24 protein-coding genes are annotated in these 25,065 nt (G+C 60.5%); 10 read left to right on the plus strand and 14 right to left on the minus strand.

Going from position 1 to position 25,065, the window contains the following annotated elements; genetic code table 11:
- Positions 1-5: 5 nt before the first annotated feature.
- The 5 genes from pflB to ACH79_RS35790 all read right to left on the minus strand — a co-directional run bounded on the left by pflB (position 6) and on the right by ACH79_RS35790 (position 7,565).
- The gene (gene pflB / locus ACH79_RS35770) at positions 6-2,276 is read right to left on the minus strand and encodes a formate C-acetyltransferase (RefSeq protein ID WP_161855129.1); all 2,271 of its coding nucleotides are present in this window, start codon (positions 2,274-2,276) and stop codon (positions 6-8) included.
- A gap of 244 nt (positions 2,277-2,520) precedes the next feature.
- Positions 2,521-2,985: a hypothetical protein gene (locus tag ACH79_RS35775; RefSeq protein WP_161855130.1), complete on the minus strand. Its 465-nt coding sequence runs from the start codon at positions 2,983-2,985 to the stop codon at positions 2,521-2,523.
- Complete coding sequence (locus ACH79_RS35780; protein WP_161855131.1) at positions 2,969-3,901, minus strand: DUF2950 domain-containing protein; 933 nt, start codon at positions 3,899-3,901, stop codon at positions 2,969-2,971. Before ACH79_RS35780 ends, ACH79_RS35775 begins: the two co-directional genes overlap by 17 nt.
- Positions 3,898-5,535, minus strand: coding sequence for a DUF3300 domain-containing protein (locus ACH79_RS35785; protein ID WP_161855132.1), 1,638 nt, complete (start codon positions 5,533-5,535; stop codon positions 3,898-3,900). Before ACH79_RS35785 ends, ACH79_RS35780 begins: the two co-directional genes overlap by 4 nt.
- Before the next feature lie 122 nt (positions 5,536-5,657).
- A complete protein-coding gene (locus ACH79_RS35790) occupies positions 5,658-7,565 on the minus strand; it encodes an ATP-binding protein (protein ID WP_161855133.1) in 1,908 nt (635 codons plus the stop codon).
- A 254-nt stretch (positions 7,566-7,819) separates the two neighbouring features.
- Here ACH79_RS35790 and ACH79_RS35795 point away from each other — a divergent pair, with 254 nt between their 5' ends.
- Entirely contained in the window at positions 7,820-8,275 is a 456-nt protein-coding gene (locus ACH79_RS35795) for a hypothetical protein (RefSeq protein ID WP_161855134.1), read from the plus strand.
- Between the two features lie 35 nt (positions 8,276-8,310).
- Positions 8,311-9,111, plus strand: coding sequence for a polyphosphate kinase 2 (gene ppk2 / locus ACH79_RS35800; RefSeq protein WP_161855135.1), 801 nt, complete (start codon positions 8,311-8,313; stop codon positions 9,109-9,111).
- Positions 9,112-9,158: 47 nt separating this feature from the next.
- Here ppk2 and ACH79_RS35805 read toward each other — a convergent pair whose 3' ends face one another.
- The 3 genes from ACH79_RS35805 to ACH79_RS35815 form a co-directional block, all read right to left on the minus strand.
- Positions 9,159-9,593, minus strand: a complete 435-nt coding sequence (locus ACH79_RS35805; protein ID WP_161855136.1) for a hypothetical protein — start codon at positions 9,591-9,593, stop codon at positions 9,159-9,161.
- Between the two features lie 262 nt (positions 9,594-9,855).
- Positions 9,856-11,586 (minus strand): SulP family inorganic anion transporter, encoded by a 1,731-nt coding sequence (locus tag ACH79_RS35810; protein WP_161855137.1) that lies wholly within the window; start codon positions 11,584-11,586, stop codon positions 9,856-9,858.
- Positions 11,583-12,260 carry a YoaK family protein gene (locus ACH79_RS35815; protein WP_161855138.1) on the minus strand — a complete coding sequence of 226 codons (678 nt, stop codon included), beginning with the start codon at positions 12,258-12,260 and terminating at the stop codon, positions 11,583-11,585. The genes ACH79_RS35810 and ACH79_RS35815 overlap by 4 nt, the downstream gene beginning before the upstream one ends.
- 219 nt (positions 12,261-12,479) lie before the next feature.
- On the opposite strand from ACH79_RS35815, the gene ACH79_RS35820 reads away from it, so the two are divergent.
- Complete coding sequence (locus ACH79_RS35820) at positions 12,480-13,310, plus strand: S9 family peptidase (RefSeq protein ID WP_246738762.1); 831 nt, start codon at positions 12,480-12,482, stop codon at positions 13,308-13,310.
- A gap of 27 nt (positions 13,311-13,337) precedes the next feature.
- Positions 13,338-13,934: an invasion associated locus B family protein gene (locus ACH79_RS35825; RefSeq protein WP_246738260.1), complete on the plus strand. Its 597-nt coding sequence runs from the start codon at positions 13,338-13,340 to the stop codon at positions 13,932-13,934.
- Positions 13,935-13,989: 55 nt separating this feature from the next.
- Here the strand turns inward: ACH79_RS35825 and ACH79_RS35830 are convergent, their stop codons facing one another.
- On the minus strand, positions 13,990-14,622 hold the full coding sequence (locus ACH79_RS35830) for a response regulator transcription factor (protein ID WP_161855140.1): 633 nt from the start codon (positions 14,620-14,622) through the stop codon (positions 13,990-13,992).
- A gap of 377 nt (positions 14,623-14,999) precedes the next feature.
- Between ACH79_RS35830 and ACH79_RS35835 the strand changes: the two genes are divergently transcribed.
- Entirely contained in the window at positions 15,000-15,683 is a 684-nt protein-coding gene (locus ACH79_RS35835) for a helix-turn-helix domain-containing protein (protein ID WP_161855141.1), read from the plus strand.
- Here the strand turns inward: ACH79_RS35835 and ACH79_RS35840 are convergent.
- Genes ACH79_RS35840 through ACH79_RS35850 form a run of 3 tightly spaced genes read right to left on the minus strand, consistent with a single transcriptional unit; the run spans position 15,658 to position 19,517 of the window.
- On the minus strand, positions 15,658-16,119 hold the full coding sequence (locus ACH79_RS35840; RefSeq protein ID WP_161855142.1) for a potassium channel family protein: 462 nt from the start codon (positions 16,117-16,119) through the stop codon (positions 15,658-15,660). The two genes, ACH79_RS35835 and ACH79_RS35840, sit on opposite strands and share 26 nt — an antisense overlap.
- Positions 16,120-16,138: 19 nt before the next feature.
- The gene (locus ACH79_RS35845) at positions 16,139-17,002 is read right to left on the minus strand and encodes an alpha/beta fold hydrolase (protein ID WP_161855143.1); all 864 of its coding nucleotides are present in this window, start codon (positions 17,000-17,002) and stop codon (positions 16,139-16,141) included.
- 7 nt (positions 17,003-17,009) lie between these two features.
- Positions 17,010-19,517: an alpha/beta hydrolase gene (locus ACH79_RS35850; RefSeq protein ID WP_161855144.1), complete on the minus strand. Its 2,508-nt coding sequence runs from the start codon at positions 19,515-19,517 to the stop codon at positions 17,010-17,012.
- 128 nt (positions 19,518-19,645) lie between these two features.
- Here ACH79_RS35850 and ACH79_RS35855 point away from each other — a divergent pair, with 128 nt between their 5' ends.
- The 5 genes from ACH79_RS35855 to ACH79_RS35875 all read left to right on the plus strand — a co-directional run bounded on the left by ACH79_RS35855 (position 19,646) and on the right by ACH79_RS35875 (position 23,044).
- Positions 19,646-20,572, plus strand: coding sequence for an alpha/beta fold hydrolase (locus tag ACH79_RS35855; RefSeq protein ID WP_161855145.1), 927 nt, complete (start codon positions 19,646-19,648; stop codon positions 20,570-20,572).
- 35 nt (positions 20,573-20,607) lie between these two features.
- Positions 20,608-21,171 (plus strand): hypothetical protein, encoded by a 564-nt coding sequence (locus tag ACH79_RS35860; RefSeq protein WP_371419315.1) that lies wholly within the window; start codon positions 20,608-20,610, stop codon positions 21,169-21,171.
- 99 nt (positions 21,172-21,270) lie between these two features.
- The gene (locus tag ACH79_RS35865; RefSeq protein ID WP_161855147.1) at positions 21,271-21,918 is read left to right on the plus strand and encodes a CoA transferase subunit A; all 648 of its coding nucleotides are present in this window, start codon (positions 21,271-21,273) and stop codon (positions 21,916-21,918) included.
- Positions 21,919-21,921: 3 nt separating this feature from the next.
- Complete coding sequence (locus ACH79_RS35870) at positions 21,922-22,572, plus strand: 3-oxoacid CoA-transferase subunit B (RefSeq protein ID WP_161855148.1); 651 nt, start codon at positions 21,922-21,924, stop codon at positions 22,570-22,572.
- A 13-nt stretch (positions 22,573-22,585) separates the two neighbouring features.
- Positions 22,586-23,044: a MaoC family dehydratase gene (locus ACH79_RS35875; protein ID WP_161855149.1), complete on the plus strand. Its 459-nt coding sequence runs from the start codon at positions 22,586-22,588 to the stop codon at positions 23,042-23,044.
- A gap of 17 nt (positions 23,045-23,061) precedes the next feature.
- Here the strand turns inward: ACH79_RS35875 and fabI are convergent, their stop codons facing one another.
- Together fabI and ACH79_RS35885 are read right to left on the minus strand one after the other, a co-directional pair.
- Entirely contained in the window at positions 23,062-23,850 is a 789-nt protein-coding gene (gene fabI / locus ACH79_RS35880) for an enoyl-ACP reductase FabI (protein ID WP_161855150.1), read from the minus strand.
- The gene (locus ACH79_RS35885; RefSeq protein WP_161855151.1) at positions 23,847-25,061 is read right to left on the minus strand and encodes an acetate/propionate family kinase; all 1,215 of its coding nucleotides are present in this window, start codon (positions 25,059-25,061) and stop codon (positions 23,847-23,849) included. The genes fabI and ACH79_RS35885 overlap by 4 nt, the downstream gene beginning before the upstream one ends.
- Positions 25,062-25,065: the final 4 nt, after the last annotated feature.

Below are 25,065 nucleotides of genomic sequence, written 5' to 3' on the forward strand. Positions count from 1 at the left end.
TCGATTCAGATCTGGCCGTGGAAAGTGCGGCTGATCACATCTCTCTGCTGCTCCGGCGTCAGACGGACGAAGTTGACGGCGTAGCCGGAGACTCGAATGGTTAGCTGCGGGTACTTGTCCGGATTCTTCATGGCATCCTCGAGCGTGTCCTTGTCGATCACGTTCAGGTTCATGTGGAACCCGCCTCGATCGAAGTAGACGTCGAACGCCTTGACGGCTTCATCGATTAACTGGTTTTCTGACAGATGCGCCTTCTGCGGAGCGACGGAGACCGTGTAGCTGATGCCGTCCTGGGCGTCCTTGTAGGGAAGCTTAGCTACGGACAGGCAGGAGGCGAGCCAGCCATGGCTGTCCCGGCCGTGCATCGGATTTGCGCCGGGCCCGAACGGCTCGCCCTTGCGGCGGCCATCGGGGGTGTTTCCCGTAGCCTTGCCGTACACCACGTTCGAAGTAATGGTGAGGACGCTCTGGGTGTGCGTCGCGTTGCGGTAGGTGGGGTGCTTTCGTATCTTCCCCATGAAGCTGGTGACGATGTCCGACGCGATTTGATCGACGCGGTCATCATTGTTACCAAACTGCGGTGTCGCCTTGTTCCCCTCATTTTGATAATCGACCACCAATCCGTTCGCATCGCGGGCGACGCGGATCTTTCCGTACTTGATCGCGCTCAGGCTGTCGGCCACCACCGAAAGACCGGCGATGCCGAATGCCATGGTTCTGAGAATGTCGCGATCGTGGAGAGCCATCTCCAGGCGTTCATAGAAATACTTGTCGTGCATGTAGTGGATGCAGTTCATCGCGTGGACGTATGTGCGCGCCAGCCACTCCATAGTGGTATCGAACTTGGCCATCACGTCGTCATAGTCGAGGAAGTCGCCCGCGACCGGCATCGTCTCGGGGGCGACCTGCTCGCCTGAGACCTCGTCGCGGCCGCCATTGATCGCGTACAGCAGCGCCTTCGCCAGATTCACGCGGGCGCCGAAAAACTGCATCTGCTTCCCCAGGCGCATCGCCGAAACACAGCAGGCAATGCCGTAATCGTCACCCCAGAACGGACGCATCAGGTCGTCGTTCTCGTACTGAAGAGAGGATGTATCGCGGCTGACCTTGGCGCAGTAGCGCTTGAATGTTGCGGGCATGTGGTTGGACCAGAGAACCGTAATGTTCGGTTCGGGTGCCGGGCCAAGATTTGAAAGCGTGTGCAGCATGCGATAGCTGCTCTTGGTCACCAGCGTGCGCCCGTCCAGATCCATTCCGCCGATGCACTCTGTCGCCCAATAGGGGTCCCCGCTGAACAGCGCGTCGTAGTCGGGCGTGCGCAGGAAACGGACGATACGGAGCTTCTGAACCAACTGATCCCAGAGTTCCTGAGCTCTGGTTTCGTCTAGAACGCCTGCCTTCAGGTCCCGTTCGATGTAGATGTCCAGGAAGCTCGATATGCGTCCGATGGACATTGCCGCCCCATTGGCCTCCTTGATCGCCCCCAGATAGGCAAAGTAGGTCCATTGGAATGCTTCCTGGGCATTGCTAGCGGGCTTCGATATGTCGTGGCCGTATAGCTTCGCCATCGAGGCAAGGTCCGCGAGCGCGCGCATCTGGTCGGACAGTTCTTCGCGCAGCCGAATGATGTCATCGCTCGGCCACATGCCGTCGATCTGTTTACGCTCGGCACGCTTGGCCTCGAGAAGCCGGTCGATCCCGTAGAGAGCGACCCGCCGGTAGTCCCCAATAATGCGTCCGCGGCCATAAGCATCCGGCAGGCCGGTGATGATCCCGGAGCGTCGGCAATTCATGATTTCGGGCGTATAGGCGTCGAAGACGCCGTCGTTATGCGATTTTCGGTAGTTCGTGAAAGCCTTGTGGACAGCCGGGTCGGGCTCGAAGCCCGCGGCCTTGAGTCCCGCCTCGACCATCCGCAACCCGCCGAAGGGAAAGATCGCACGCTTGAAAGGCTGGTCGGTCTGAAGACCCACGATGATTTCGTTGTCGCGATCGATATAGCCGGCTTTATGGGCAAGCAACGTCGAGGGAGTTTGAGCGTCTACTGCAAGCACTCCCTTTTTTCTTTCCTCGGCGAAGTACGGCTGCAATTTCGCCCAGACGGCCTTGGTGCGCTGCGACGGCCCGGCGAGAAAAGCTTCGTCGCCTGTGTACGGCGTCACGTTACGGACGATGAAATCGCGAACGTTGATGGAGCTGAGCCAGTCTCCAGGCCGAAAACCGTTCCAGCAATCACCGGCATCAGCTTCCTTCCTCAGCGCTGCGCTTGCCTTCATGGTGCGTCTCCTACCGGATTGGACTGGTTGCTTAGATACCCTGATGTTGAGGGTTGCCATTCCGCGTGCCTGACCATCGGAGCGCTGGCACCTCCACCTTTGATTTAGGTCAAGCAAATGAAAGATTGGTCGGCCGCGATTCCCGGATGCGCCACATTGCCGCTGTTCATCGGGTATTTCTGTTGCGCGCGATCCAGAGTGTCTTCCCGAAACAAGTACGGGACCCGGTGACGCCAGCCCAGGCTCACTTGAGTGAAATTCTAACCCCGGTACGGTTCGCGGCGAACTCCATCCCTATCCTCGGCCCTTGCAGCGCGATCTTTACGCCCTTCTCGTTCCCTAACTGAATGCCTCCGAAGCCACCCACGAAGGCGCCCCCGCCACCGACCGAGCTGTAGGTGCCAGCAAAGTCGCTGACCTGCCTTATGCCTGAAGCCCATCCTTCCAGCAGGTTGATCGATGCGCCAGCGGTAACACCCAGGCTGAGACCGGATACTTTGAACGGATAGTCGCGGCCACGATACGTCAGGACGCCGCTGCCGCCACCGGCACCGACCATCAGGCCCGCCTTCACCAGCTTGACCCGGACATAGCCGGGCGCCTGCGCGGACGATGATGTCGCCGGAAAAGCAACGGTGAAGAGCGCGACCACGGCGAGCCGACCTATCCGTGAGATCGCTAGAGCGCCGCGTTCAAGGGGCCGCTGCATCGACCTTCTTCCAGGTCTGATCCGGATCGAACAGGTAAATGCGCTTGGCGATGCTCTCGGTCCGCTTTCCGAGATCCTTCTGGTAGACGGTACCGGCATGATTGACCATGAAGGTCATGACGCCGGAATTTCCGTACTCGGCGGGGTATGCGATCAGCCCGAAGCCGCCGATCATTTTGTCCTTGACGACGTAGTTCAGAGCTCCGCCCGGCGCGTTGGACCCCTGGCCCTTCAAAATTCGATAATAATAGCCATGATAAGGCGTCGCCTGCTCTCCGACCTTGTACCCTTCGGCGGATGCCTGCGCCGCCAATTCGCCCAGCGGGCTCGGCTCGCGATCGTCGCGCCAGAACAGCCCATCCTTCTTGCCCGGGCTACTGACGATGCGCTGTGCGTAGACCCCTACCCCCTGGCCGGTGCGATCCTTTTCGGCATATTCGTTCTGCGCATCTACGTAAGCCAGCGAGGTTTGAATCGCGTCCAGTTCATTGCGTCCGATGCGACGATACAGAACTTCGATACGACCCGCAGCCGGGTCGAACTCCCAGCCCGTCCTGTTGTTCACCAAGGGAATCGGGAATGGAAAATCGTCGGCGCCGAGGATAAGCGTAGCCTTCTTGTTTCCTTCGGCCTTGATGGAATGCTTCGCGTCATAGGCAGAGAGGAAACGTTGCCGCATCTCGGCATCGGCAACATCATCGCCGGACTCGATAATGTCTTGCCCGTCTTTGCCGAGGACCTTGAGCATCGCACTCCTCGTGCCGGTCTTGACCGCGGCAGCCAGCGCCGCCGCAGCGTCCTCCGGCGAGGGATAGGCCTGCTGCGCCTGGGACGCGGAGGCAGTCAACAGCGCCACTGCCACGATTGCAGCGAGACCCACCGAACCAGCGCGATGGAGCGATTTCAGCCTGATCATGGCGAGACCTCCGCTGGCATGGGTATCTTTGCGCCGCCGGCAAGCCAGTCGGTGTAGGAGCGGAGCTTCAATCCCAGCTGTTCGTAGTGGACGCGGAGATACCCGTCCCGGCCGCGGGTCACAGCTTCCGGCACCAGGTTCTGCACTTCCTGCGCGATGACGCCGACATAGGGCTTGCTGCTGCCGAGATAGCTGAAGCGGTAGTAGCCGAGACCATTCGCGAGGTAACCGAGTTGAACGATGTCGTGCTTCAGTGCGATGTCGGACCGCCGCCCACCGCCGCCGCGAAAACCTCCGCCGCCACCACCTCGGAAACCGCCACCACCTCTCATCATGGCGGCTCCGCCGCCAAAGCCGCCGCCGCGCCCGGCGAAACTCGGACCGCCGCCGCGCGGGCCCATGCTCGCCATGCTTGCCCGGCCGCGGGCGGATTGCGCAGCGGCAGCCCTACCCGACGAGACATTCATTGCCCCGCCGCGACCGCCTCCGCGATCTCCGCGCGCGGCGCCGCTGGCGCGATTGGCAGCCTTGGCACGATCGCCGCCGCCGGCTTTGGCGCGATCGCCACCACCTTTGGCACGATCCGCCGTGCCCGGCCGATTGCCGCCACGATCCCCGACACGATCGCCACCGCGGTCCCCTGCCCGATCGCCGACGCGATCGCCAGCGCCCGGTCGGTCCTGTCCCGGACGAAGCACCTGCTGCCCGTCACGGCCACGAAAATCCATCCGGTTGGAGGCGCCGGCCTTCAAGTTGTTGTTACCGAAGCGCTGCTGAACGTTCGCGTTGTTGTATCGCACGCCCTGGCGGTGCGCCGCGTTGTGCTGCCAGTTGTTTGTCCTGTTGTGGTGGTTGACGTAGAGGTTGCGGTTGCCCCAGTTGAATCCACCGCCCCAGTAATTGCCCCAGCGTCCGATCGCCCAGGCTGTACCGAAGGCGAGACCCGCTGCGATCACGCCGGCGCCGATATAGGACGGGTATCCGAAGTAATAGGGTGGATATTCCGCATAGGGCCAGGCTCCATAAACCGCGGCCGGATCGTAGTACGGCACGTACATTGTATTGGGATCGGCCGACTCGATGACGATCGCCTGCTTGTTTTCCTGTGTCTGAACGCTGACCTTCTGCTGCTTGGTGGTAACCAGCTTCTTGTTGTCATAGGCCTTGGAGCGCAGGCGCTGGACCGCGTCCATCACATCCGGCTGCTGCGCTAGCACGGCATCGCCCAGATTCTTGGTCCAGTCGACCTTGTCGCTCATCATCGCAATGACGTCTGCGGTGCTGGTGAGCGCCTTGACGCTGTCGTCCCAAGACTGCTTGTCGACCTCCTTCTTCAGCGCATCGCCCGTCAAGGTCTTGTGCGCTTTCAGCCAGCGATCGGCCTGCACCACTTCCAGCGGATAGGTCGATGCCGCCAGCACGTTTGCCAGCAACTCGTCGGGATAGAGCGCAATCGGCGCAACCAGCGCCTCGAGCTGTTCGGGTTTCAATAGCTCCGCACTCGGCGGCTGCTGGCTGGCCGGTTGCGCCGAACTACTCGGAACAGGCGGATTGTCGGTCGTTTGGGCGGAGACGGCGACTGGATTCGCCATCAGCAGCGCGAGCACGATAAGGGTCTTGCCGCAGCGGAACATCACATCCCTCCTTGGGCTCATCGCGGCAAGCATCGGTCCGAGGCGAGGTCGTTCTTTGATAAAGATCAAGGAACCAGCGGTGCGGCCTTGCTGCGGTGCAGGAGCACCGTGGCGGGCGTGTGTCAGGCCGAAGTTGACCGACCGCGGGCGATCGGAAGCGTGATCGTGAAAAGCGCACCGCCGGACGACTGATTTGTCGCAGAAATCTGTCCGTGGTGCGCTTCGACGATGGTGCGGACGATCGCAAGTCCCATGCCCATGCCTTGCGGTTTTGTCGTGAAAAACGGATCGAAGACACTCTTGAGATCGCCGGTCGCTATACCGGGGCCGGTGTCGCTAATCCTGATTTCCGCGCTGGCGCCTGAAAGGTTCGTGGTTACGCTGACTTCGCGCTCCTTTGCCTCCGCATCGGATATCGCGTCCATCGCGTTGATAATCAGATTCAGAACAACTTGTTGCAGCTGAACAGCATCGCCCTTGACTTTCAGATCGGCCGCGGTCGTGCCGTACTTCAGTGCGATACTGCGCCCGTGGGCCACGGCTGCGACGAATCCGATCGCTTGCCGTACCGTCTCGTTCAAGTCGATATATTTCATTTCAAAGGGTGTTTTCTTTAGCACGCTTCGTAGCCGGCGTATCACTTCGCTGGCGCGCTGGTCGTCGCGCCTGATGTCAACGAGAATTTCCCTCACTTCATCGAGATTCGGTGAAGCGCCCTTCAGCATGAGCTCGGCTGTCTCTGTGTTGGTAAGAATTGAGCCAAGCGGCTGATTTATCTCATGGGCGATAGAAGTCGTCATTTCGCCGGCAGCCGAATAGCGGTTGAGGTGTGCAAGCTCCGCCAGTCGTTGGCGCGATTCGACTTCGGCGAGACGGCGGCGACGCCGTTCGTGAAGCAATCCGGCGATCAACCCTCCCTGGATCAGAATTACGCTCGCAATCAGCGACATCTGCCAGCTGTACCTTTCCCATATGCCGGGCTCACGAAACAAGATTTCGCTTCCTGGAGGCAGGTTACTCTCGCGGATGCCCCAGCGCTGCATCTCCCGCCAATCGTACTTCGGTGACGCAAATCCGATCGGCTGCACCTTGATATCGGCTGGCTTCTCGCCACCGAGAATGCGGATGGCGGCATTAACAGTTTTGTTGCTCGAACCGCCGATTGAATGCATCGGGCCGCCGACGGTATCTCGGCCGAAAAAGGCTTCCTGGAAGGAAAAGATCGGGGCATTGGCGACCGCATGAAGGTTGCGCAAGGCAAGATCGCCCTCATGGGTGACACCTGCGCTATCGACCGACATCAAGCCCCAGAACAGAACGGTATGGGGCGGGAGCGTCGACGCCCGCTTCAGTATGTCCGCAAAGGAGAGATCGGCATACCAGACGAATGCGACCCGATTTTCGAAGGATTTGACTTCCCTCTTTGCCTCCTCAAGCCAGAATTTCTCCAGGGGCGAGGCGCCTATGACCACGGCAATCGTCTGCGTGTCCGGCAGGACCTGAAGAATGCTCTCGAAAAAGCCCGAGAAATCGTTGTAAACCGCTATGACGGTGTCGTTATCGGTCAGATCCGTCCGGTTCACCAGCCGCTGCTCGACCGCCGTCAGCACCATGGGCGTTTCAGGGAAAAGCTGCGCCCGATATTTCTGAACAAACCGGGCCGCAGGCGCGCCAATGCTCACCACGATGTCCGGCGGACGGCCAGAGTAAAGCGAACGCAGATAGTCGACAAACGGTGCTTCCGGTCCCGGGTTGTTAAACCGTGCCGACAGTAAATTGTGCTCCTGAACCTCCAGAGGCCACGGCGACTGCTGCTCGAGCTCAGTCCGGATGGTGCGGGCAAATGCGCTCCATGGCAGGAAGTCGCGCCCGAACGAGTGCAGCATCAGCACGCGTTTGGGTTCGCCGCGCGGCTCGCCGCTTGCCGGTCCGGATAGTATGGCCGCCAGGACCAACAGGCAGACGCAGAGACGGGCGGCCAGGCTTGGCCAGCCCGGGTTGATCGCTGCGGTCGGGACGCGTCCGCTCATCCACCTACCCCGGCATTCCGAACGGCTGCATTCCAGCACATTTCCAGTGCTAGCGACACTGCAGCCAGCCGCCTCAGCCGGGTCGGGCACCGACGTCAACAGCGCGTCGTGACCCGACCGTAGGCGTCCACGACCTGCATGCTTACCCCCGATGCGGATTGTTTGATTTGGATCAAGGGAACGACGTCGACCCCACCTAGCCTTATGGCAACGCTGACGCAGAACGCAGAACAACCACTCAGGAGCCACCAGTCATGCCTGGCAGCATCGATAATCTCATTCCCACTGCGAAGCAGATCCAGAAGGAAGCGGCCCTCAAGGAGGCCGAAAAGGCAGAACAATACGCGCGCCTGGCCGCGGCCGCTGAAGCTGAGAAACGTGCGCTGATCGAGCGGCTCAACCGTCCGTCAGGCAAATCCGAGGAGGAAAAGATCCAGCTCGCTTCGACCGTCATCCAGCGGGCGGTACGAAACGGGATGACGGAAGTGCAGGTCTATCGGTTCCCGAACTCGCTGTGCTCCGACAAGGGCCGTTCCATTATCCAGCAGGAGAAAGGCTGGGAGAATACCCTGACCGGAATTCCGAAGGAAATATTCCAGCTTTGGACCGACTACCTGAAACCGCGCGGCTATCGCATCAGCTACCAGGTCATCGACTACCCGGGAGGTGTTCCAGGCGACATCGCCATCACCATTGCCTGGGGAGACTGAGGACGGATTTGGCTTGAAACAATGGACCGGTGAGCATGCCAGCCGACACGCCCGCGGACGGGATGAAGCGCAAGGTCTATGAGAAAGAGCTGGGAAAGCTCCAGGTCGAGCTTTGTCATCTCCAGGAATGGGTGAAGGCGAACAAGCTTCGGGTCATCGTCCTGTTCGAAGGCCGGGATGCCGCCGGCAAGGGCGGCACGATCAAGGCGATCACGGAAAAGGTCAGTCCGCGCGTCTTTCGCGTGATCGCCCTGCCCGCGCCGTCTGATCGCGAGAAGACGCAATTGTTTCTTCAGCGCTACATGCAGCATTTTCCTGCTGCAGGCGAAATCGTGATCTTCGACCGCAGTTGGTACAACCGGGCCGGCGTAGAGTATGTGATGGGATTCTGTACGCCCGCCGAGCACGAGCGATTCCTTTCGCTTTGTCCCGAGATGGAGAAATACATCATCGAGGGCGGCATCATCCTGATCAAGCTCTGGCTTGAGGTCGGAATGGACGAGCAGGAGCGCCGCTTCAAGGCGAGAATTGACGATCCGCTGCGGCAATGGAAGCTGAGCCCGATGGACACGGAATCGTATCGACGGTGGTACGACTATTCGCGGGCCCGCGACCTGATGTTCAAGGCGACCAATTCGAAACACGCGCCGTGGCATGTCATCCGCTCCGACGACAAGCGCCGAGCGCGGCTCAACTGTATCGCGCATCTGCTGAATTCGATCCCCTACAAGCGCATGAAGAAGGACAAGATCAAACTGCCCAAGCGTTCCGACAAGGGACGCTACAATGATCAGGCAGGCTTGCGCGCGATGACGTTCGTTGAAGAACGATACTGATACTGAGCGATCAGGTCGCGCCGTGACGCGGCCTGATCGCCTCGCACCTATTTCAAACGCACTGTTACCCCACCGACTGCTGCCGACACTTCTGCGCCGACCCGCGGACCACTCAACTGCAAGACCACGCCGTTGGCGTTCCGCAATTGAACGCCTCCCGCCCCAGCCGCAAGGGCACCCCCGGCTCCGACAGCGGCGTACGAGCCTTCGATCGAAGCCGGTCCCCTCAAATTAAGGGCCCGTCCAACAAGCTTGGTTGTCGAGGCTCCGATCGTAAAGCCGACGCTCATGCCCGATACGGTGAACGGATAATTCCTGCCTCGCAACGTCAGGACGCCCTCGCCGCCTCCGACTCCGACGATGAACCCGCCCTTAGTGAAGACGACAGCGACCCGGCCGGTTTCAGCTCGGGATGGTGTACTGATGCCAGCCACGCCCGCGAGCAAAGCAACCAGGGCGACGCTACTGACAGATTTTTTCATGATGTTTTTCCTCGGGAGAGACGCGATGCGACGACCACCTATTTGGCTAGGAGCATAGCGAGGTTCTAAACACGGTGAGCAGCATGCCGGACACGGCATAGGTGATGGCTCGTCGGATCGTGACCCGCTGCCCGCCCACTCCTTTGATCCAAGTCAAGGGTCGCACTCTCTCGATACGAACTCGCCAAGCTGCGGCGAAAGCTGCGCTTCGCAATGCAATAGGCGTGAGGGATATCTGGTGGTCGCCGATATCAGCAGGGCTTCATGGTCCAGGCGGCCGTTGCTGGTGGAATTCGGATCGTTTCCCGGCGTTACCCTCACCCAACACACTGTCGAGCGTGCGGAGCCATTCGCTACTGTCCGTCTTCTCCGCCAGCCCTTCCGCCCGCAGCAAGTCACGCAACTGCGCATGGGCGCCGACGATGCAGAGCGCTACATGACGCGACGCCAGCTCATCATGGAGATCGAGCAGCATCCGCGCCCCGGCGAGATCGATGTAGGGGGACGCCGAGAGATCGCAGGCAACCAGCCTGACGTCGGGCGACTGTCGCAGCGCCTTTAAAACCGCCTCCAGAATCGTCTCGGCGTTGATGTAGAGCAGCGAGGCTTCGGGGCGGAACGCGATGATACCAACCAGCGGCTCCACACCTTCGTGTCTGGCGCTGTCGGAATAGCGACCCGTCCCAGGAAGCCGCCCGAGGAACGCAATGTTGGGATTCGATGCCCGGCCCAGCAGCAGGAAGATGGACGCGAGGGCGGCAAGCAGCACACCTTGGAGGATCCCAAGCAGCAGCACGGACACGAGCGCGATAACCGCGGCATAGAAGTCGATACGGCTTACCCTCCACATGCGAAGCAACGTGCGAATGTCGACCAGCTTGTAAACGGCAACGAAGACAATGCCAGCCAACACTGCCTTGGGAAGGTTGGTCAGCAACCCCGTAAAGAAAAGCAGGCAGAGCGCGAGGGCAAACGAGCAAACCACCAATGCCAGGGACGTGCGCGCTCCCGCCGTGTCATTGACGGCGGACTGCGACAATCCGCCGGCCACGGGATAGCCATGGCCAAACGCAACTGCGAGATTGGCGGCCCCAAGCCCCAGAAATTCCTGACGGACATCGAGGCTATACCCATGCTTCGCTGCAAAACTCCGGGCCGCCGAAACACCTTCTATATAGGCCAGGAGAAGACACCCGGCCGCTATTGGAAATAACTCCTGGAATTCCAGCATCCCGAAAGTGGGCACCTCGAAAGCCGGCAATCCCTCCGGGATGTTCCCGGTGACAGGTACGCCCAGTGCCGGAAGCCCGAAGAAGGTTGCCATGAGGATCGACAACGCCACCACGGCTAGTCCGACCGGCCTGCCCGTCAGAAATCGCTCGCCGAGGAGCAAGAGTAGGATCGCCGTGACTCCAATTCCCAATACGAGCAGATTGATGTCGCCAGCCTGACCTGCAAACCGGATCGCCCGGTCGAAGAAGTTGTGCCCACCACCGGCTACGCCGAACAGGCTTGGCAGCTGACTCATTATGATCGTGAGCCCGGCCCCCGCCTTGAAGCCGACGAGAATGCTGTCGCTGACCAGACGGACGAGAATGCTGAGCTTGAAAAGCCAGGCGATCAGGCAAAGCACCGCCACCGCGAATGCCGTAAGGCTCGCGATCTGTGCGAAGCGCATCGCGTCCCCTCCGGCGAGCGCCCCGACGCTGCCGGCGATCATGAGCGAGATTGCGGAGGTCGGGCCGACCGCAAGCTGGCGCGACGACCCAAGGAGAGCATAGCCCAAGCCGCCAAGCATATAGCCGTAAATGCCAACCTGCGGCGGCAATCCGGCAAGGCCCGCATAGGCCAGTGACACCGGAATCGCATAAGCGGCGAGCGTCACGCCGGCGATCGCATCACCGCGCAACCAAGACGGCTTATATTCGGCAAGCCAGGTCAACGGAGGAAAAATCCGTGTCAATCCCGTTCGCTGAAACGTGCGTGACTTCATGGCGCTTCCTCGTTGGGGCGCATCTCGCAGCGAAGCAGGACGATCAGCAGCGCCACCACGGGCAGTCCAAGCGCCAGGTCCGGGATAACCTTCGTTGCGTAGGCGCCGACAGCCGCCCCAGTGCCAAAAGCAACGCACAAGGCTGCAAAGATGCCGGGGCGGCGAAGCGAGCCGAGTTGCCCGGAGACCACGGCGAATACTCCCTCAATGGCCTGGCGCATATTGCCGGTGATCATTACCGAGCTATAGGCCACGCCTTCGACCTTGGTGAAGGTCGCCGTTTGCATGGCCGCAACGAATGAAATGCCGAGCGTGCCCGCCAGATCCGGCAGCCGATTGTGCAGGATGCCGACGGCCACCAGCAGCACAATTTCGATGAGCGTGCTGATCGCGCTGGCCCTGTCTCCTGTGGAGCGACGGAGCCAAGCGGCAATGACAATGCCCACCATGAACGCGGCCATCGGAGGAACGAACTGAACGGCTCGGTCCCACTCGCCGACGCTGCCGTGCACCCAGAGCAAGACCAGGTTGGCCGTCTGGGCATTGGCCATCACGTCGTGGATAATCCATGTATAGGCGTCGAGGTAGCCGCCCGCGAAAGCAAGCAGCAGCGATATTTGCACCGTTTCATCGCGGCGTATCGGCGGACTGGCGGCAATACCCAGAGAACTCATGTCAAGACGCTAGCTGTCGCGGGTCCTGGACGGCCATAGGCGACGTATCGAGCCCGACGTTGATTGATCTGGATCAAGCTTTACGTGAGTTCCCGGGATTCCAATCAACGGATAATCGACCGCGCGCCGGGGAAACGCGACCATGCCGTGAGGAGTCTCAACATGTGCCCGCAACGCTTACGGAGCTTGGTTGTCGCGATGCTTCTGCCCTTCGCCAGCATGATCACGCCGTCGCACGCAGACGATCACGCATCACGTCCTATCCAGGAAGAAATCTGGGCGCTACCATTGCCGCTTCCCATGTTCGCCTATCTGGTACGACCGGTCGGCGACGGGCCGTTCCCACTCGCAATCATGAACCATGGCGTTTCAATGAGTGCGACCGGCCGCAGCTTCTTCCCGCTTGTGGAATTCCGCGATGCAGCCAAGTGGTTTGCCAAACGCGGCTATCTGGTGGTGGCCCCCGTCGGCACCGGATATGGCGCAGCGGCGATCGACATACCCGAACATGGTCTCTACGGCCCGTTCTTCTCGAAGGTCGGAAAGTGCAGCAATCCCAATTTCCGCGCTCCCGGCATGGCGGTTGCGCAAGTCGATCTCTGGATCATCGACTACATGACCGCCGAAAAGCGCATCGTGCCGAAGGACGTCATCGTCGTCGGGCAATCCGCCGGCGGATGGGCCTCGATCGCGCTTTCAAGCCTGAACCCACCCCAGGTCAAAGCGATCATCATCTTCGCCGCCGGCCGTGGCGGCCGCGTCGACGGCAAGCCGAACAACAATTGCGCGCCAGACAAGCTGGTGGAAGCGACCGGTGAGTTCGGCCGCACGTCACGCGTGCCGATGCTTTGGATCTATATCGAGAACGACACCTTCTTCGGCCCTGCTCTGTCGAAACGCATGCACGAGGCCTTTAGCGCGGCCGGCGGCAAGGCCGAATATCATCTGGTGCCGCCGTTCGGCAGTGATGGGCATTTCCTTATCGGCTCTCCCGATGCCATTCCCATCTGGTCACCTCTGGTGACGAAATTTCTCGACAAACAGGGATGACAAGCAACCAAGCCCGGAGATGCAACCATGACAGGCTCAAATCGTATCGAAATGCAGCCACAACGCGAGTGCGCAACATTCTCCTTTGCAGTTGCATTCCTGGCGGCCGCAAGCGTTGCATCCAGCCAGCCTGCCATTTCGCAACAGACCGACATTCCAACCCGCGGGCAGCGAGAGGTAAAGGACGTCACTTATGAAGACTGGCGAAAACTCTGCTTCAAGCCGGGTGGTGCTCAGTTGCATTGCCGCACCTCGATCACCGGCAAGTTCTCAACCGGTCAAATAGCGATCCGTCTCGATATCATCGAGCGGGAGGGCGACGGCAGTGCACGGCTGCAGATATTCTCCCCCGTCGGCATGTACCTGCAAAAACCCGTCAGACTCACAGTTGACCAAGGGCAGCCCCATCTCGTGCCTTATACTTGGTGCCTCACCAACACCTGCATCGCGGGAACCGTGGCCGACCCCAAGATCATCCAGGAAATAGGTTCGGGACAGACGCTGCAGTTGGAATTCGTCGATTCAAACTTGTTGGCGCTCACGACGTCGCTTCCGCTGGCGCAGTTCGCCTCCGTCAACAGGGGCGCGCCGACACAGACGTTCGAGCAGGACATTGACGAATGAGAAGGCAGCTTGTCTTTCCCGCGACGGGAACCTCAATGGTAGAACAAAATGCCGACTAGCCGTCCAAATTGGCGCTACGATCGAGAAGGCCGAGCCGTTCCGCACTCGAAACCAATTCCGCGAGCGAGTGCACCTGCATCTTCTCCATCACCTCATGGCGATGTGCTTTCACTGTGCGCTCGGTCGTTCCCAACTCCGTGGCAATTTGTTTGTTGATCTTGCCGCGCACGATCAGATCGAACACCTGGCGTTCACGCGGCGTCAGTCTCGCCAAATGAGCGACAATCGAATCGAGCCTGCTGCGTTGACTGCGTTGGATCTCGTAGCGCGCCAGGGCGCGCTCGATGGCGGCAATCAGTTGTTCCGATGATGCCGGCTTGGTCAAAAAATCCTCGGCGCCCGCCTTGATGGCTCGCACCGTCGCCGGGATATCGGCATGGCCTGTAACAAAGACAATCGGCAGGATCGATCCGAGTTCGATAAGACGGCTTTGCAATTCCAGCCCGCTCAGTCCAGGCATTCGCACGTCCAGCAGGATGCATCCCGGTCTTTCAGCGGCCGGCACACGATCCAGCAATAGTTGGGCCGACGAATAGGTTTCGACTTCATAACCGGCAATTCTCAGCCGACGTTCGATCGCCGTCCGAAACGAAGCATCGTCGTCAACCACGTACACAAGGCCAGGCATTTCCCCTCCTAGCCGTCGATCAAAACCGCTGACGTCTCCTTGGATCAAAGTGAGGGGCAACATCGCATCACCTCCACACAGACCGTGCATCCTTGAGGCGACAACTAATCGAGTTCATCGAAACATTATTTACCCAAGACTCTATCAAAACATCCAAATCCAAGGGTTAGGACAGGTATCCGTACTTTTTTTGGCAGGGTATTACAGACTTTGGCAGGATATTACAGACCTGTCCCTTGGTACAATGACCCTTCAGACAATAGTCAGAAATAATGCCTTCGTTAGAAGATCAATTATTGCGAGAGGGCCATTGCTTCCGACGAAACATTTCCTAGAGGCAGACCACCGGCACAACCAGTAGCGTTCAGGAGTTGGCCATGTTTGTCCGCATCACGACTGATCCGGCCCCCCGCCCCACTTCCCTCGGTGAACTCGGAATAGCGAGTGAGTCAAATCCGAAGGTAGGTTTAAACGAATTTACCTACAAGAAAGGTACTGAAATCTACGGCGAAAAAGAACCGGCGGACTATGTCTACCAGGTGAAGAAGGGCGCGGTGCGAAGCTACAAGCTGCTTTCGGACGGCCGTCGCCAGATCGGCGCGTTTCATCTTGCCGGCGACATCTTCGGTCTGGAAAACGGAAGCGAGCATCGGTTTACCGCGGAGGCGATCGTGACCACCACGGTTCGCCTGATCAAGCGCCGCAGCCTCGAGATGGCGGCTGAGAGCGATGCCTTGGTTTCGCGAAACCTGCTCAGCATGACCACGGACAACCTGCAGCACGCTGAAAACCACATGCTCCTGCTTGGCCGCAAGACTTCGCTGGAACGGGTCGCCGCCTTCCTGATCGAGATGGACCGACGGCTTACCGCGGCCGGCGTCATGCCGTTGCCGATGTCACGGCGCGATATTGCCGACTATCTCGGGCTGACACTGGAAACCGTGTCCCGCGCACTGTCGCGGCTGCATGAACTCGATATCATCGGATTCATAGGCAGCAACCAGCGTCAGATCATCCTTCTGGACCGGCGGCAGCTCACTGACCTCGATCTGCAGAACTGAACCAGGAAGGGCCGATCGACACGAGATGCTCAAGGGTCTTGCGCAGCACCTCGAACAGAACCGCCGTCGACCAACCGAACATCAGGATACCGTTCATCGCGGTCATCGGCCCAGTCAGCCGCCAGGCCTGCACGGGCGTGATATCTCCGTAACCGAGCGTAGTGTAATTGACGAAGGCGAAATAGAGCAGATCGCTGCCGGCAGGCGCCGCGCCGACGATCGCATAGGCCAGCACCCAGACGAAAACCTCCAGCGTGTGCGCCACCATCAGCGCCGCCGCGGTGCCGACCATCACGGCCATCAGGTGCAATCGCGGCCACTTGGTGTGCCGCAGGCCCGCGGAGCGGGCAATGCCGACCGCGCCGACGGTCACCAGCGCATGGATCATGATGTTGATCGCGCTGACGAGGCCGCCAACCAGGAACTGAAGCACCATCGCATTCTCTTGATGGATGTTACCTTGAAAGCCCCCCGAACCAGGCACCGAAATACCCGGCGTAGAGTGCCGGCAGTTCGAGATTCATCGAATGCCCGATACTGGGCATAACGACGAGTCGGCAATCCGGCATTGCCGCGGCCATCGTCCGGAGGTCTGTTGGTGCAATCCAGCCGTCGCACTCGCCCCACAGCACCAGATGCGGATGACGGATCTCCGTCATGCGGCGCTCGAGTTCGCCGCTTTCCCGCTCGCGGGTGAGATTGACCGGCGTACCGATCCAGATGCCCTCGGAAACTCCAAAGGTCTGCTCCACAATTCGCTCGAAGAGCGCCTCGATCTCTCCGACTCCCTCGCGGAATCGTGGAATCGCATTCGGTGCAAGACTCTCCGGAACGAACAGCGAGGACGCCGCCGTAGCCATCACCGCCCGTGTCAGCTCCCTGCTCGCCATCATCGAACGGAAGAGGCCGATCTGATCGGCATTGAACAGCATGCCAAGCGGCGTGACCGGATCGAGTGCGAGTACCCGCCCGAACCGCTGCGGCTGCATCAGGAGCATTCGCGCGGCGATGATGCCACCTGTCGAATGGGTGGCAAGATGACAGAACCCGACATCCAGGGCGTCGAGTGCCGCCAGCATGTCCTCGGCATGCTGCTGCATAGAGTAGTTGGAATAGTCGGCATTCGCTCTTGGCCGGTCGCTTTCGCCGCATCCGCGCCAGTCGATCCCGATCACCCGCAGGCCGATGGGAAACAGCGGTGCGGCAAGTCCGATCCAGTCCTTGCTGGCGAGGTTGCCGTGGATGAAGACGACGGTGACGTCGCCTCCACCCCATTCTCGCCAACCCAACTGGACCTCGCCCGCCTGCAACCGTGCCATGACGGCCCTATTTGTTCAGGCCCGCCGTGGGCGACGCGCCGGGTGGCGTCGGCGCCACCGGGAGTGCCGATACGACTGCCCCGCGGATCATGCGATCGATCGCAAGCGGTGAGCTGGTGTCGATCGTTCCCCTGGTCACGAAGTCCACGACATCGACGGGATACTCCACCGGGTTGTCGGTATGGATGAAATGCCCGGTATCCGGATAGATCTTCAGGATCGGCCGGTTGCCCGCATTCGTCATCCGGGTCATGAACGGCGTAATGATGTCGCGTCCGAGATCGGTGAGGCCATTGAAGGCGGTACCCGGAATAAACGGCTCCTTGTCACCAAAGGCAAGGAAGATCGGGACCTTGATCTGGGTAAGCCGTTCGTAAAGGTTCTTCGGATCGTCCTGCTGCAGCTCCGCCACCATGGTGTAGATGTCGAAGATGAAGACATTGGACCATTGCTCGAGGTCCTTCGGATTCGCCTTGGTCAGCCCAACGCGCTGCTCGGTATGAAACTTGGCGTACTCGCTGTCGTTCATGAAATAGCCGCTCTTGGACGCAGCCACGACACCGGTAGCCGGATCCCGCTTCTTGAAGTAGTAGAAGTCGCGGATGTTCTGCTCGGAACGTGCGATCTCCGCGGCGAGAATGCCGGTCTGATCCCATGTTTGCTTCCACTTGTCGAAGTCGCGGGCGAATGACTCGTCGAACAGCCGCACCTTCTTGTCCTTGGCAAGCGCGATCTCGCGCGGATATTCCTCCAGACCGGCGGGCGCCTCGAGCGCGAGGCTCTGCACTGCATCCGGCCAGGTCAAGGCGTAACCGATGACCAGCTGGCCGCCGAGCGAGTGGCCCAGATAGGTTGCCTTCTTAACCCCGAGCTGGTTGACCACGAGGTCATATGCGACTTCGCGCATGTCCTGCATGGTGCGAGCCGGACTCATCTCGAGATTGCCGGGTCCGGACATACCGTAATGCGGCAGATCAGGCACGATCACGCGCAGGCCGTTGCGCAAGGCATACTGCATGATGTTGCCGTAATGTCCGCCGAACGCCCCCTTGCCATGGATGATAACCAGGACCTTCGGATTCCTGTCGGTGCCGGCATATTCATCCATGTAGCCGATCTGCCAGGACGTGCCGCGGCTGTCCTTTGCGGTCGCGTATTTGACCGGATAGGGATAAGTAACGAAATCCTTCCAGAACGACTTCTTCGGATCGATGTTCGCGGCCACGCCGGGCACGCGATAGTTCTTGTCCATGAACTGCTGGGCCCGGTCGAGGCTCGCAACGTCGTCCATGAACGCGACGAATTTCGGATCGTTCTTTCGGTGGTTGACGATCGAGAACACGCCGTAGTGAGCGACCGGGCTTTCCTCGGCAATCAACTGCGCTCCCGGCACCCGGTCAACGGCACGCTCGGCCAGCTTGAAGTTCAGCCACAGGTCATTGGTGATGTGCATCACCATGGTGCGGGCCTGGATGCGGCCGAGATAGGGATTGACGTTGTGGGTCTCGCCGACCCGGTTTCGCCACACGAGATCGACCGCGTCGTAAATCTTGGCGCGGTTGGTCACGCTGAGTCCGGCCTTCTCGTTTGGCGGATCCCAGTAGAAGACTTCCGGCTGCACCGAGGCGAAGCTCTGGGTCGTGCGATACGCAAAATCGTAGCCGGTCAAGCCGAGCACCGACCAACCGAAGGCAACGCCCGGTACGGGATGCTTTTCCTTGGGCAGTTTGTAGTAATCGCCCTTGGTGGTCTGCCACACCGGATCGGACTCGATTGCGGCGGTCATCATCTGGAAGGTCCAGTTGCCGACGGGGTCTTCGGCGTCCGATTGCGTCGTACCGCCGATGGGCATCAGCGCGCCCATGAATTCCGGATGCATCACGCCCCAGACATACGTCTGTGTGCCGCCCATCGAGACACCGGTGATCAATGCCACGCGCGCGACCTTCAGATGATCGCGCAGCATGCGATAGTTCGCCTGCACCATGTCGTAATAACTGTACTGCGGAAACTTGATCCCCAGCCCGTCGGATGGCTTGCTGGCGCCCCAAGTCCCCAGCGGATCGACCATGATGACGTAGTAGCGGTCGGTATCTATCGGCCTGCCAGGGCCGATCACGGGATCGCCGCCCGACAGCGCGGTGCCCTTGACCCACTGCTCGTACATATCGGTGGAATCGCCGGAATAATACGAGTTGATGACGACCGCGTTGGTGATCTCGTCCGCCGAGTTACGCCGGGGCGTACCGATCGCGATGTAGGCCGTTCGCAATTTGCCGGCTCCGAGCGATTCCAGCGTTGTGCCGCCCTCGCCGCCGTTTTGCCACTTGGAAGGATCGGATAGATCGTACTTGCCGCCGAGACGGAAGTTGGCGATCTCGTAAGTTTTCTTCAACCCATCATGCTGCACTTGCGACGAGCGCCGCGTGAATGGCTGTGCGAAGGCGAGTGAGGTACCGATCAAAAGCAACAGCAAACTGATGAAGCATTGCTGGATGGCTTGTCTTCCGATCATGGCGAATTCCTCCTAACCAGTCCTTGCGCGGACGCTAGGCACGGCGGCCATCCGACCTTTGATCTAACTCAAGGGAATCCCCGCGGGTGCGGGCAACGATGTGAAGGCCATTATCGCTGGACGCCGGGATGCCTTTCCTCAGCCACGGATCCTATCGAATCCGCTACGAGCTAGACGGCCCCGCCAACGGCCCCACCTATGTCCTGGTGAACGGGCTCACCCAATATTCCGAGCTGTGGGCGGCGTATCGCGACGCACTGGTCGCCAGGCAATTTCGCGTCGCAACATTCGATTTGCTTGGCCAAGGCGTATCAGACAAGCCGGCTCTATTCATCAACCAGGACGACCAGGTTGCCGCGCTTGATCTGCTGATCGGCGAGCTTGGCGATGGTCCGGTTTTTCTCAGCGGTATCAGCTTCGGCGGCCTGATCGCGCTTCGCTACGCTATCCTACATGGCAAGCGACTATCCGGACTGGTGCCGATGAGCTGCTTCGCGGAGCTCTCGCCGCAGCTCTTGCTGCTAGGCACCGCCATGCGTACCGGGCTCATCCTGGGGGGCACCGGCTATCTCCAGGATCTTCTGCTGCCGATGAATCTCTCCGATCAATGGCTGAAGCCATTGCTGGACAAGCTCGACAGCGTGAAACGGCAGGGTTGGCTGGTCAATGACCTCTACGCCCTGCAGAACCTGATGGACTCCTTCCTCGATTTCGAGCCGTTGACGCCGCAGCTCGGCTCGATCGGCGCGCCGACGATGATCCTGAACGGCGAGTTCGACTTTCTGACGCCGCGCGCCCTGCACGAAACCCTGCGCGCCAACATTCCCAACAGCTCGCTCGTAATCATTCCACGCGCCTATCACGCCTTCACCCTGGAGAAGCCGGCTCTCACGGCCGATCTGCTGGCGCGTTTCGCGCAAGACGTTCTGGCCGGCCGTTGGCAGGGCAACAAAGCCGTCTGGATCGCGCCGGAAGAAGCGGGCGGCGCGCTTGCGCCGTTTCCAGCCGGCCACGACCACCTGCGCGCCATTCCCACGCAGCGGACGAATCCATGAGCCGGCTGTTCGGACCGCTAGATTCCGGAGGATGCGTGCCACCGCGTCAGCAGACGCGGGTCGCCGCGTTCCTGATCTCCGCCCACGGCGCATTGGCAAGGCAGTTTGCGTTCACCCTGCCGATCAAGCTCAAATCCGCCTGGCAAACCGAATTGAACGCGCAGGTCTATCGCGAGACCGAGATCATTTCCCTGCTGCTGCGCGCGACCTCGTGGGAGCCAGATCTCACCCTGGGCTATATGACTGCATCCTGGGAGACGGCTTGGTTTCCAGCACCGATCGAGGAGATCCCGGATCGAACTCTGGCAGCAGCGGCCGGTCTCGCGGCGTTCGCCCATGCCGTACATGCCGGCATCCGGCCGGCCGCCCTGCTCCCGCTGGAAGCCAACGCCAATGATCCCTTCGCGATGGCGCTGCGCCGCATCGAATTCGAAAGCGGCCGCCTGTTGCAGGCGCAAATCCTCTTCCTGAAGGGCCCGGAGCTCGTGCCATTTCGCAACGCTGTGAGCGCAGCCCTTGAAAGGCGTCACACCGAGATTGACAAACTATGGGCTCAAGCGCTCGAAGGCGTCGGCATCACCATTCCCCGCACGGAATAGCGGAAAGCCTTGACACAGATCAAAGGTGTGCCGGGGGCCCTCGCCAAACATCGCGGTCACTTCCGCCCTTTCATTGATTTGTCGACCGGAGTTTCAATCATGAGGGCCGTTTCCGTCGAAGAAGCCGTTGCGATGATCCCAGCCGGGGCGAGCATCATGGTTGGCGGATTCATGGGTGTCGGAACGCCGGAACGCCTGCTTGACGAAGTCGTCAGGCAGCAAAAGACCGGCCTTTCGGTCATCAGCAACGACGCCGCGACGCCCGGCAAAGGGATTGGCAAGCTGTTTGACGCGGCTCTCGTCTCGCGCCTCACGGCGACCCACATCGGCCTCAATCCAAAAGCGCAGCAGCAGATGCTGGCCAACCAGCTTGCCGTCGATCTCGTTCCGCAAGGGACCTTCGCCGAGCGCATTCGCGCGGGCGGATGCGGTCTCGGAGGGGTGCTCACGCCGACCGGCGTCGGCACCTTGGTGGCGGAAGGCAAGCGCCAGGTCGAGATAAACGGAGCGACGTTTCTGCTCGAAACCGCGCTGCGGGCGCAATTCGCCCTGGTTCACGCATTCCTGGCAGATTACCTCGGCAACCTCTCCTACGCGCTGACGGCGCGCAACTTCAACCCCATCATGGCGATGGCGGCCGACACCGTGATCGTGACGGCGGAGCACATCGTGCCGGTAGGCGTCATCGCGCCCGACCATGTCGTAACGCCGGCGCCGCTCGTCGACTACCTCATTACGAACGGGTGAACCATGGATGCACAGACAGTCATCGCCCGGCGTGTCGCAAAAGAACTGCGTGCCGGCGACCTCGTGAATCTGGGGATCGGTATTCCGACGCTGGTGGCCAACTACGTTCCGCCTGACCTCAAGGTGTTCTTTCAGTCGGAGAACGGATTGATCGGCACCGGACCGATACCGGAGCAAGGCCTGGCTCACCCGCTTCTCACGGATGCCGGCGGACGCCCGATCAGCGCCCTGCCGGGTGCCTGCACCTTCGACAGCGCGATGTCCTTTGGATTGATCCGCGGCGGCCATGTCGATGTGACGGTCCTTGGCGGCCTGCAGGTCGACGCACATGGACATCTCGCCAACTGGATGATCCCCGGCAAGATGGTGCCGGGAATGGGTGGCGCGATGGACCTCGTCAGCGGCGCCAAGCGGGTTATCGTCGCCATGCAGCACGCCGCGAAAGGCAAATCGAAGATCGTCGCCAAATGCACCCTGCCGCTAACGTCGACAAGGCCGGTGAGTTTGGTCGTGACGGACATGGCTGTCGTCGCTTTCCCCGAGGGTATAGCGACCCTGCTGGAAACCGCGCCGGGTGTCAGCATCGCCGAGGTCGTGGCCGTAACGGATGCCGAACTGGTCATTCCCGACACCGTCCTCGAAATGAAGATCTGACCAGGTAACGAGCATGCGGATATTCAGCGACTTCAACGAGATCAAATCAGCCCTCGGCACCGAGATCGGCACAAGCGACTGGATCGAAGTCTCTCAGCAACGAATCAACCAGTTCGCGGAAGCGACCTGCGACGAGCAGTGGATTCATATCGACCAGGAACGCGCAAAGAAGGAGCTGCCCGGAGGCAGCACCATCGCCCACGGCCTGTTGTCCCTCGCGCTGGCGCCGCTCTTCATTCGGTCGGTGATTGGGCTGAAGGGTTTGCGCAACACACTGAACTACGGTGCGGACAGGATACGGTACCTGGCGCCGGTTCCGGCGGGTTCAAGGTTGCGCGGCCGCGTGACGGTTGCGGAAGCGGAGGACGTGCCGCCAGACGGCTTGCGCGTGAACTATCACCTCGTGATCGAGATCGAGGGCGGTAAGCGCCCTGCCTGCGTCGCCGAGTTGATCGCCCTGCATTATCGCTAGACGGCGCGTCGATCGCGTCAATCGATGATGTGATAGCCTCCATCGATATAGAGCACGCCACCGGTGATGAGCTTGGCGCCGTCGAGCGCCAGAAATGCGGTGGCGTTGCCGACGTCGTCAATGCTGACGAGGCTGCGCGACGGGGCCTTCGATTGCGCCTTGTCCATCAGCTCATCGAATTCGGGGATACCTGACGCTGCACGCGTGGCGAGCGGCCCGGGTGAGATCGCGTGAACGCGGATGCCCTTCGGGCCCAATTCCGCGGCCACGTAGCGAACGGCCGCTTCGAGCGCCGCTTTCGCCACGCCCATCACATTGTAGTTCTCCACCACCATCTGGCTGCCGTAATAGGTCATGGTGAACATGGTTCCACCATTCTTCATCAGCGGTTCGGCCAGATGGGCCATTCGCATGAACGACCAGCACGAGACGTCCATCGTCTTGAGGAATCCGTCGCGGCCGACGTCCACCACACGTCCATGGAGCGCCTCCTTCGGAGAGAAGGCGATCGAGTGCAGCAGGAAATCGAGCTGCCCCCATTCCTTCTCGATACGTTCGAACACCTGTTCCGTCTGGCCCTCGACCATGACATCCATTGGCATGAAGAGCGGCGCCTCCAATGCCTTTGCGAGCGGCTCGACGTGCTTTTTGGCGCGGTCGTTCAGATAGGTGACGGCGAGATCAGCCCCGAGCGCACGAAAGGCCTTGGCGCACCCCCATGCGATCGATTGGTCGTTGGCGATGCCGACGATCAGGCCTTTCTTGCCTTTCAAGGCGACCTTGGTATCCGGGAATACGGGAATCATGACACCCTCACATGTCTAACATTGGACGATGGCCTGTTCACCAGCAGCGACAGGGTGTGCTGGGCGATCATCAGTTCCTCGTCGGTCGGTATGACGTAGACCGGAATACGGCTGTCGGAACGCGATATCAGGCGCGCGTGGCGGGAATTCTCGGCTTCGTCGAGCGTCACGCCGAGCCACCGCAGTTGTTCGGCGATCCGCGCCCGGATACGCACCGAGTTTTCCCCAATACCGGCTGTAAAGACGAAAGCGTCCAGCCCCTGCAATGCGGCTGCAAGCATGCCGGCGTTGAGGCCGATCCGATAGACGAAATACTCGACCGCCAGTTTCGCCTTTGGATCCTCGCTCGTCTCCAGTTCACGCATATCGTTGCTAATGCCTGAGAGTCCCTTCAATCCGCAATCGCGGTAGAGGAAGTTCTGTGCCTTGGAGGCCGACATTCCCTTTTCGGAGATCAGATAGAGCACGACACCAGGGTCGATTTGCCCCGGGCGCGTGCCCATGGGCAGCCCGTCGAGCGCGGTGAACCCCATGGTGCTCTCGGTGCTGCGTCCTCCCTTCAGCGCGCACATGGAGGCGCCACTACCGAGATGCGCCACAATCACCCGCCCCTTTGCGATCTCGGGTGCGACCTGCGGCAAGGTCTTCGCGACATATTCATATGAGAGACCGTGGAATCCATAACGCCGCACGCCCTCGGCATGAAGCTGATGCGGTATTGCATAGTAGTCAGCGACGGCGTCATGCGTGCGGTGAAACGCGGTGTCGAAGCAGGCCACCTGCGGAAGCGCTGGAAAATTGGCCAGAAGCGACCGGATCGGGGCCAGGTTATGCGGTTGATGAAGCGGGGCCAGCGCGACGAATCGCTCCAGCCGGGCTACGACGCCGTGGTCGATCAGCACCGGCCGGTCAAAGTCCGGACCGCCATGAACGACACGATGACCGACGGCCACCGGGCTGATGCGAAGCTCGTCCCGCAGCCATCCGCCTGCGATACCCATCGCGGCCGGAAGGTCCGGAACGGCTTCGATCGGATAGACGCGGTCGGCCAGTGCATCGTTGTCCGCGCCGCTCGCCCGCAGGCGAGGACGACTGCCAATGCCATCCATCTGGCCCTTGATCAGGCGCCGCAGCTTCCCCTCTCCCTCGACCGAAAAGATCTGGAACTTGACGCTCGAGGAGCCAGCATTGACGACGAGGATCGTATCCATGGCG

Source organism: Bradyrhizobium sp. CCBAU 051011 (genome assembly GCF_009930815.1).
Classification (GTDB): domain Bacteria; phylum Pseudomonadota; class Alphaproteobacteria; order Rhizobiales; family Xanthobacteraceae; genus Bradyrhizobium.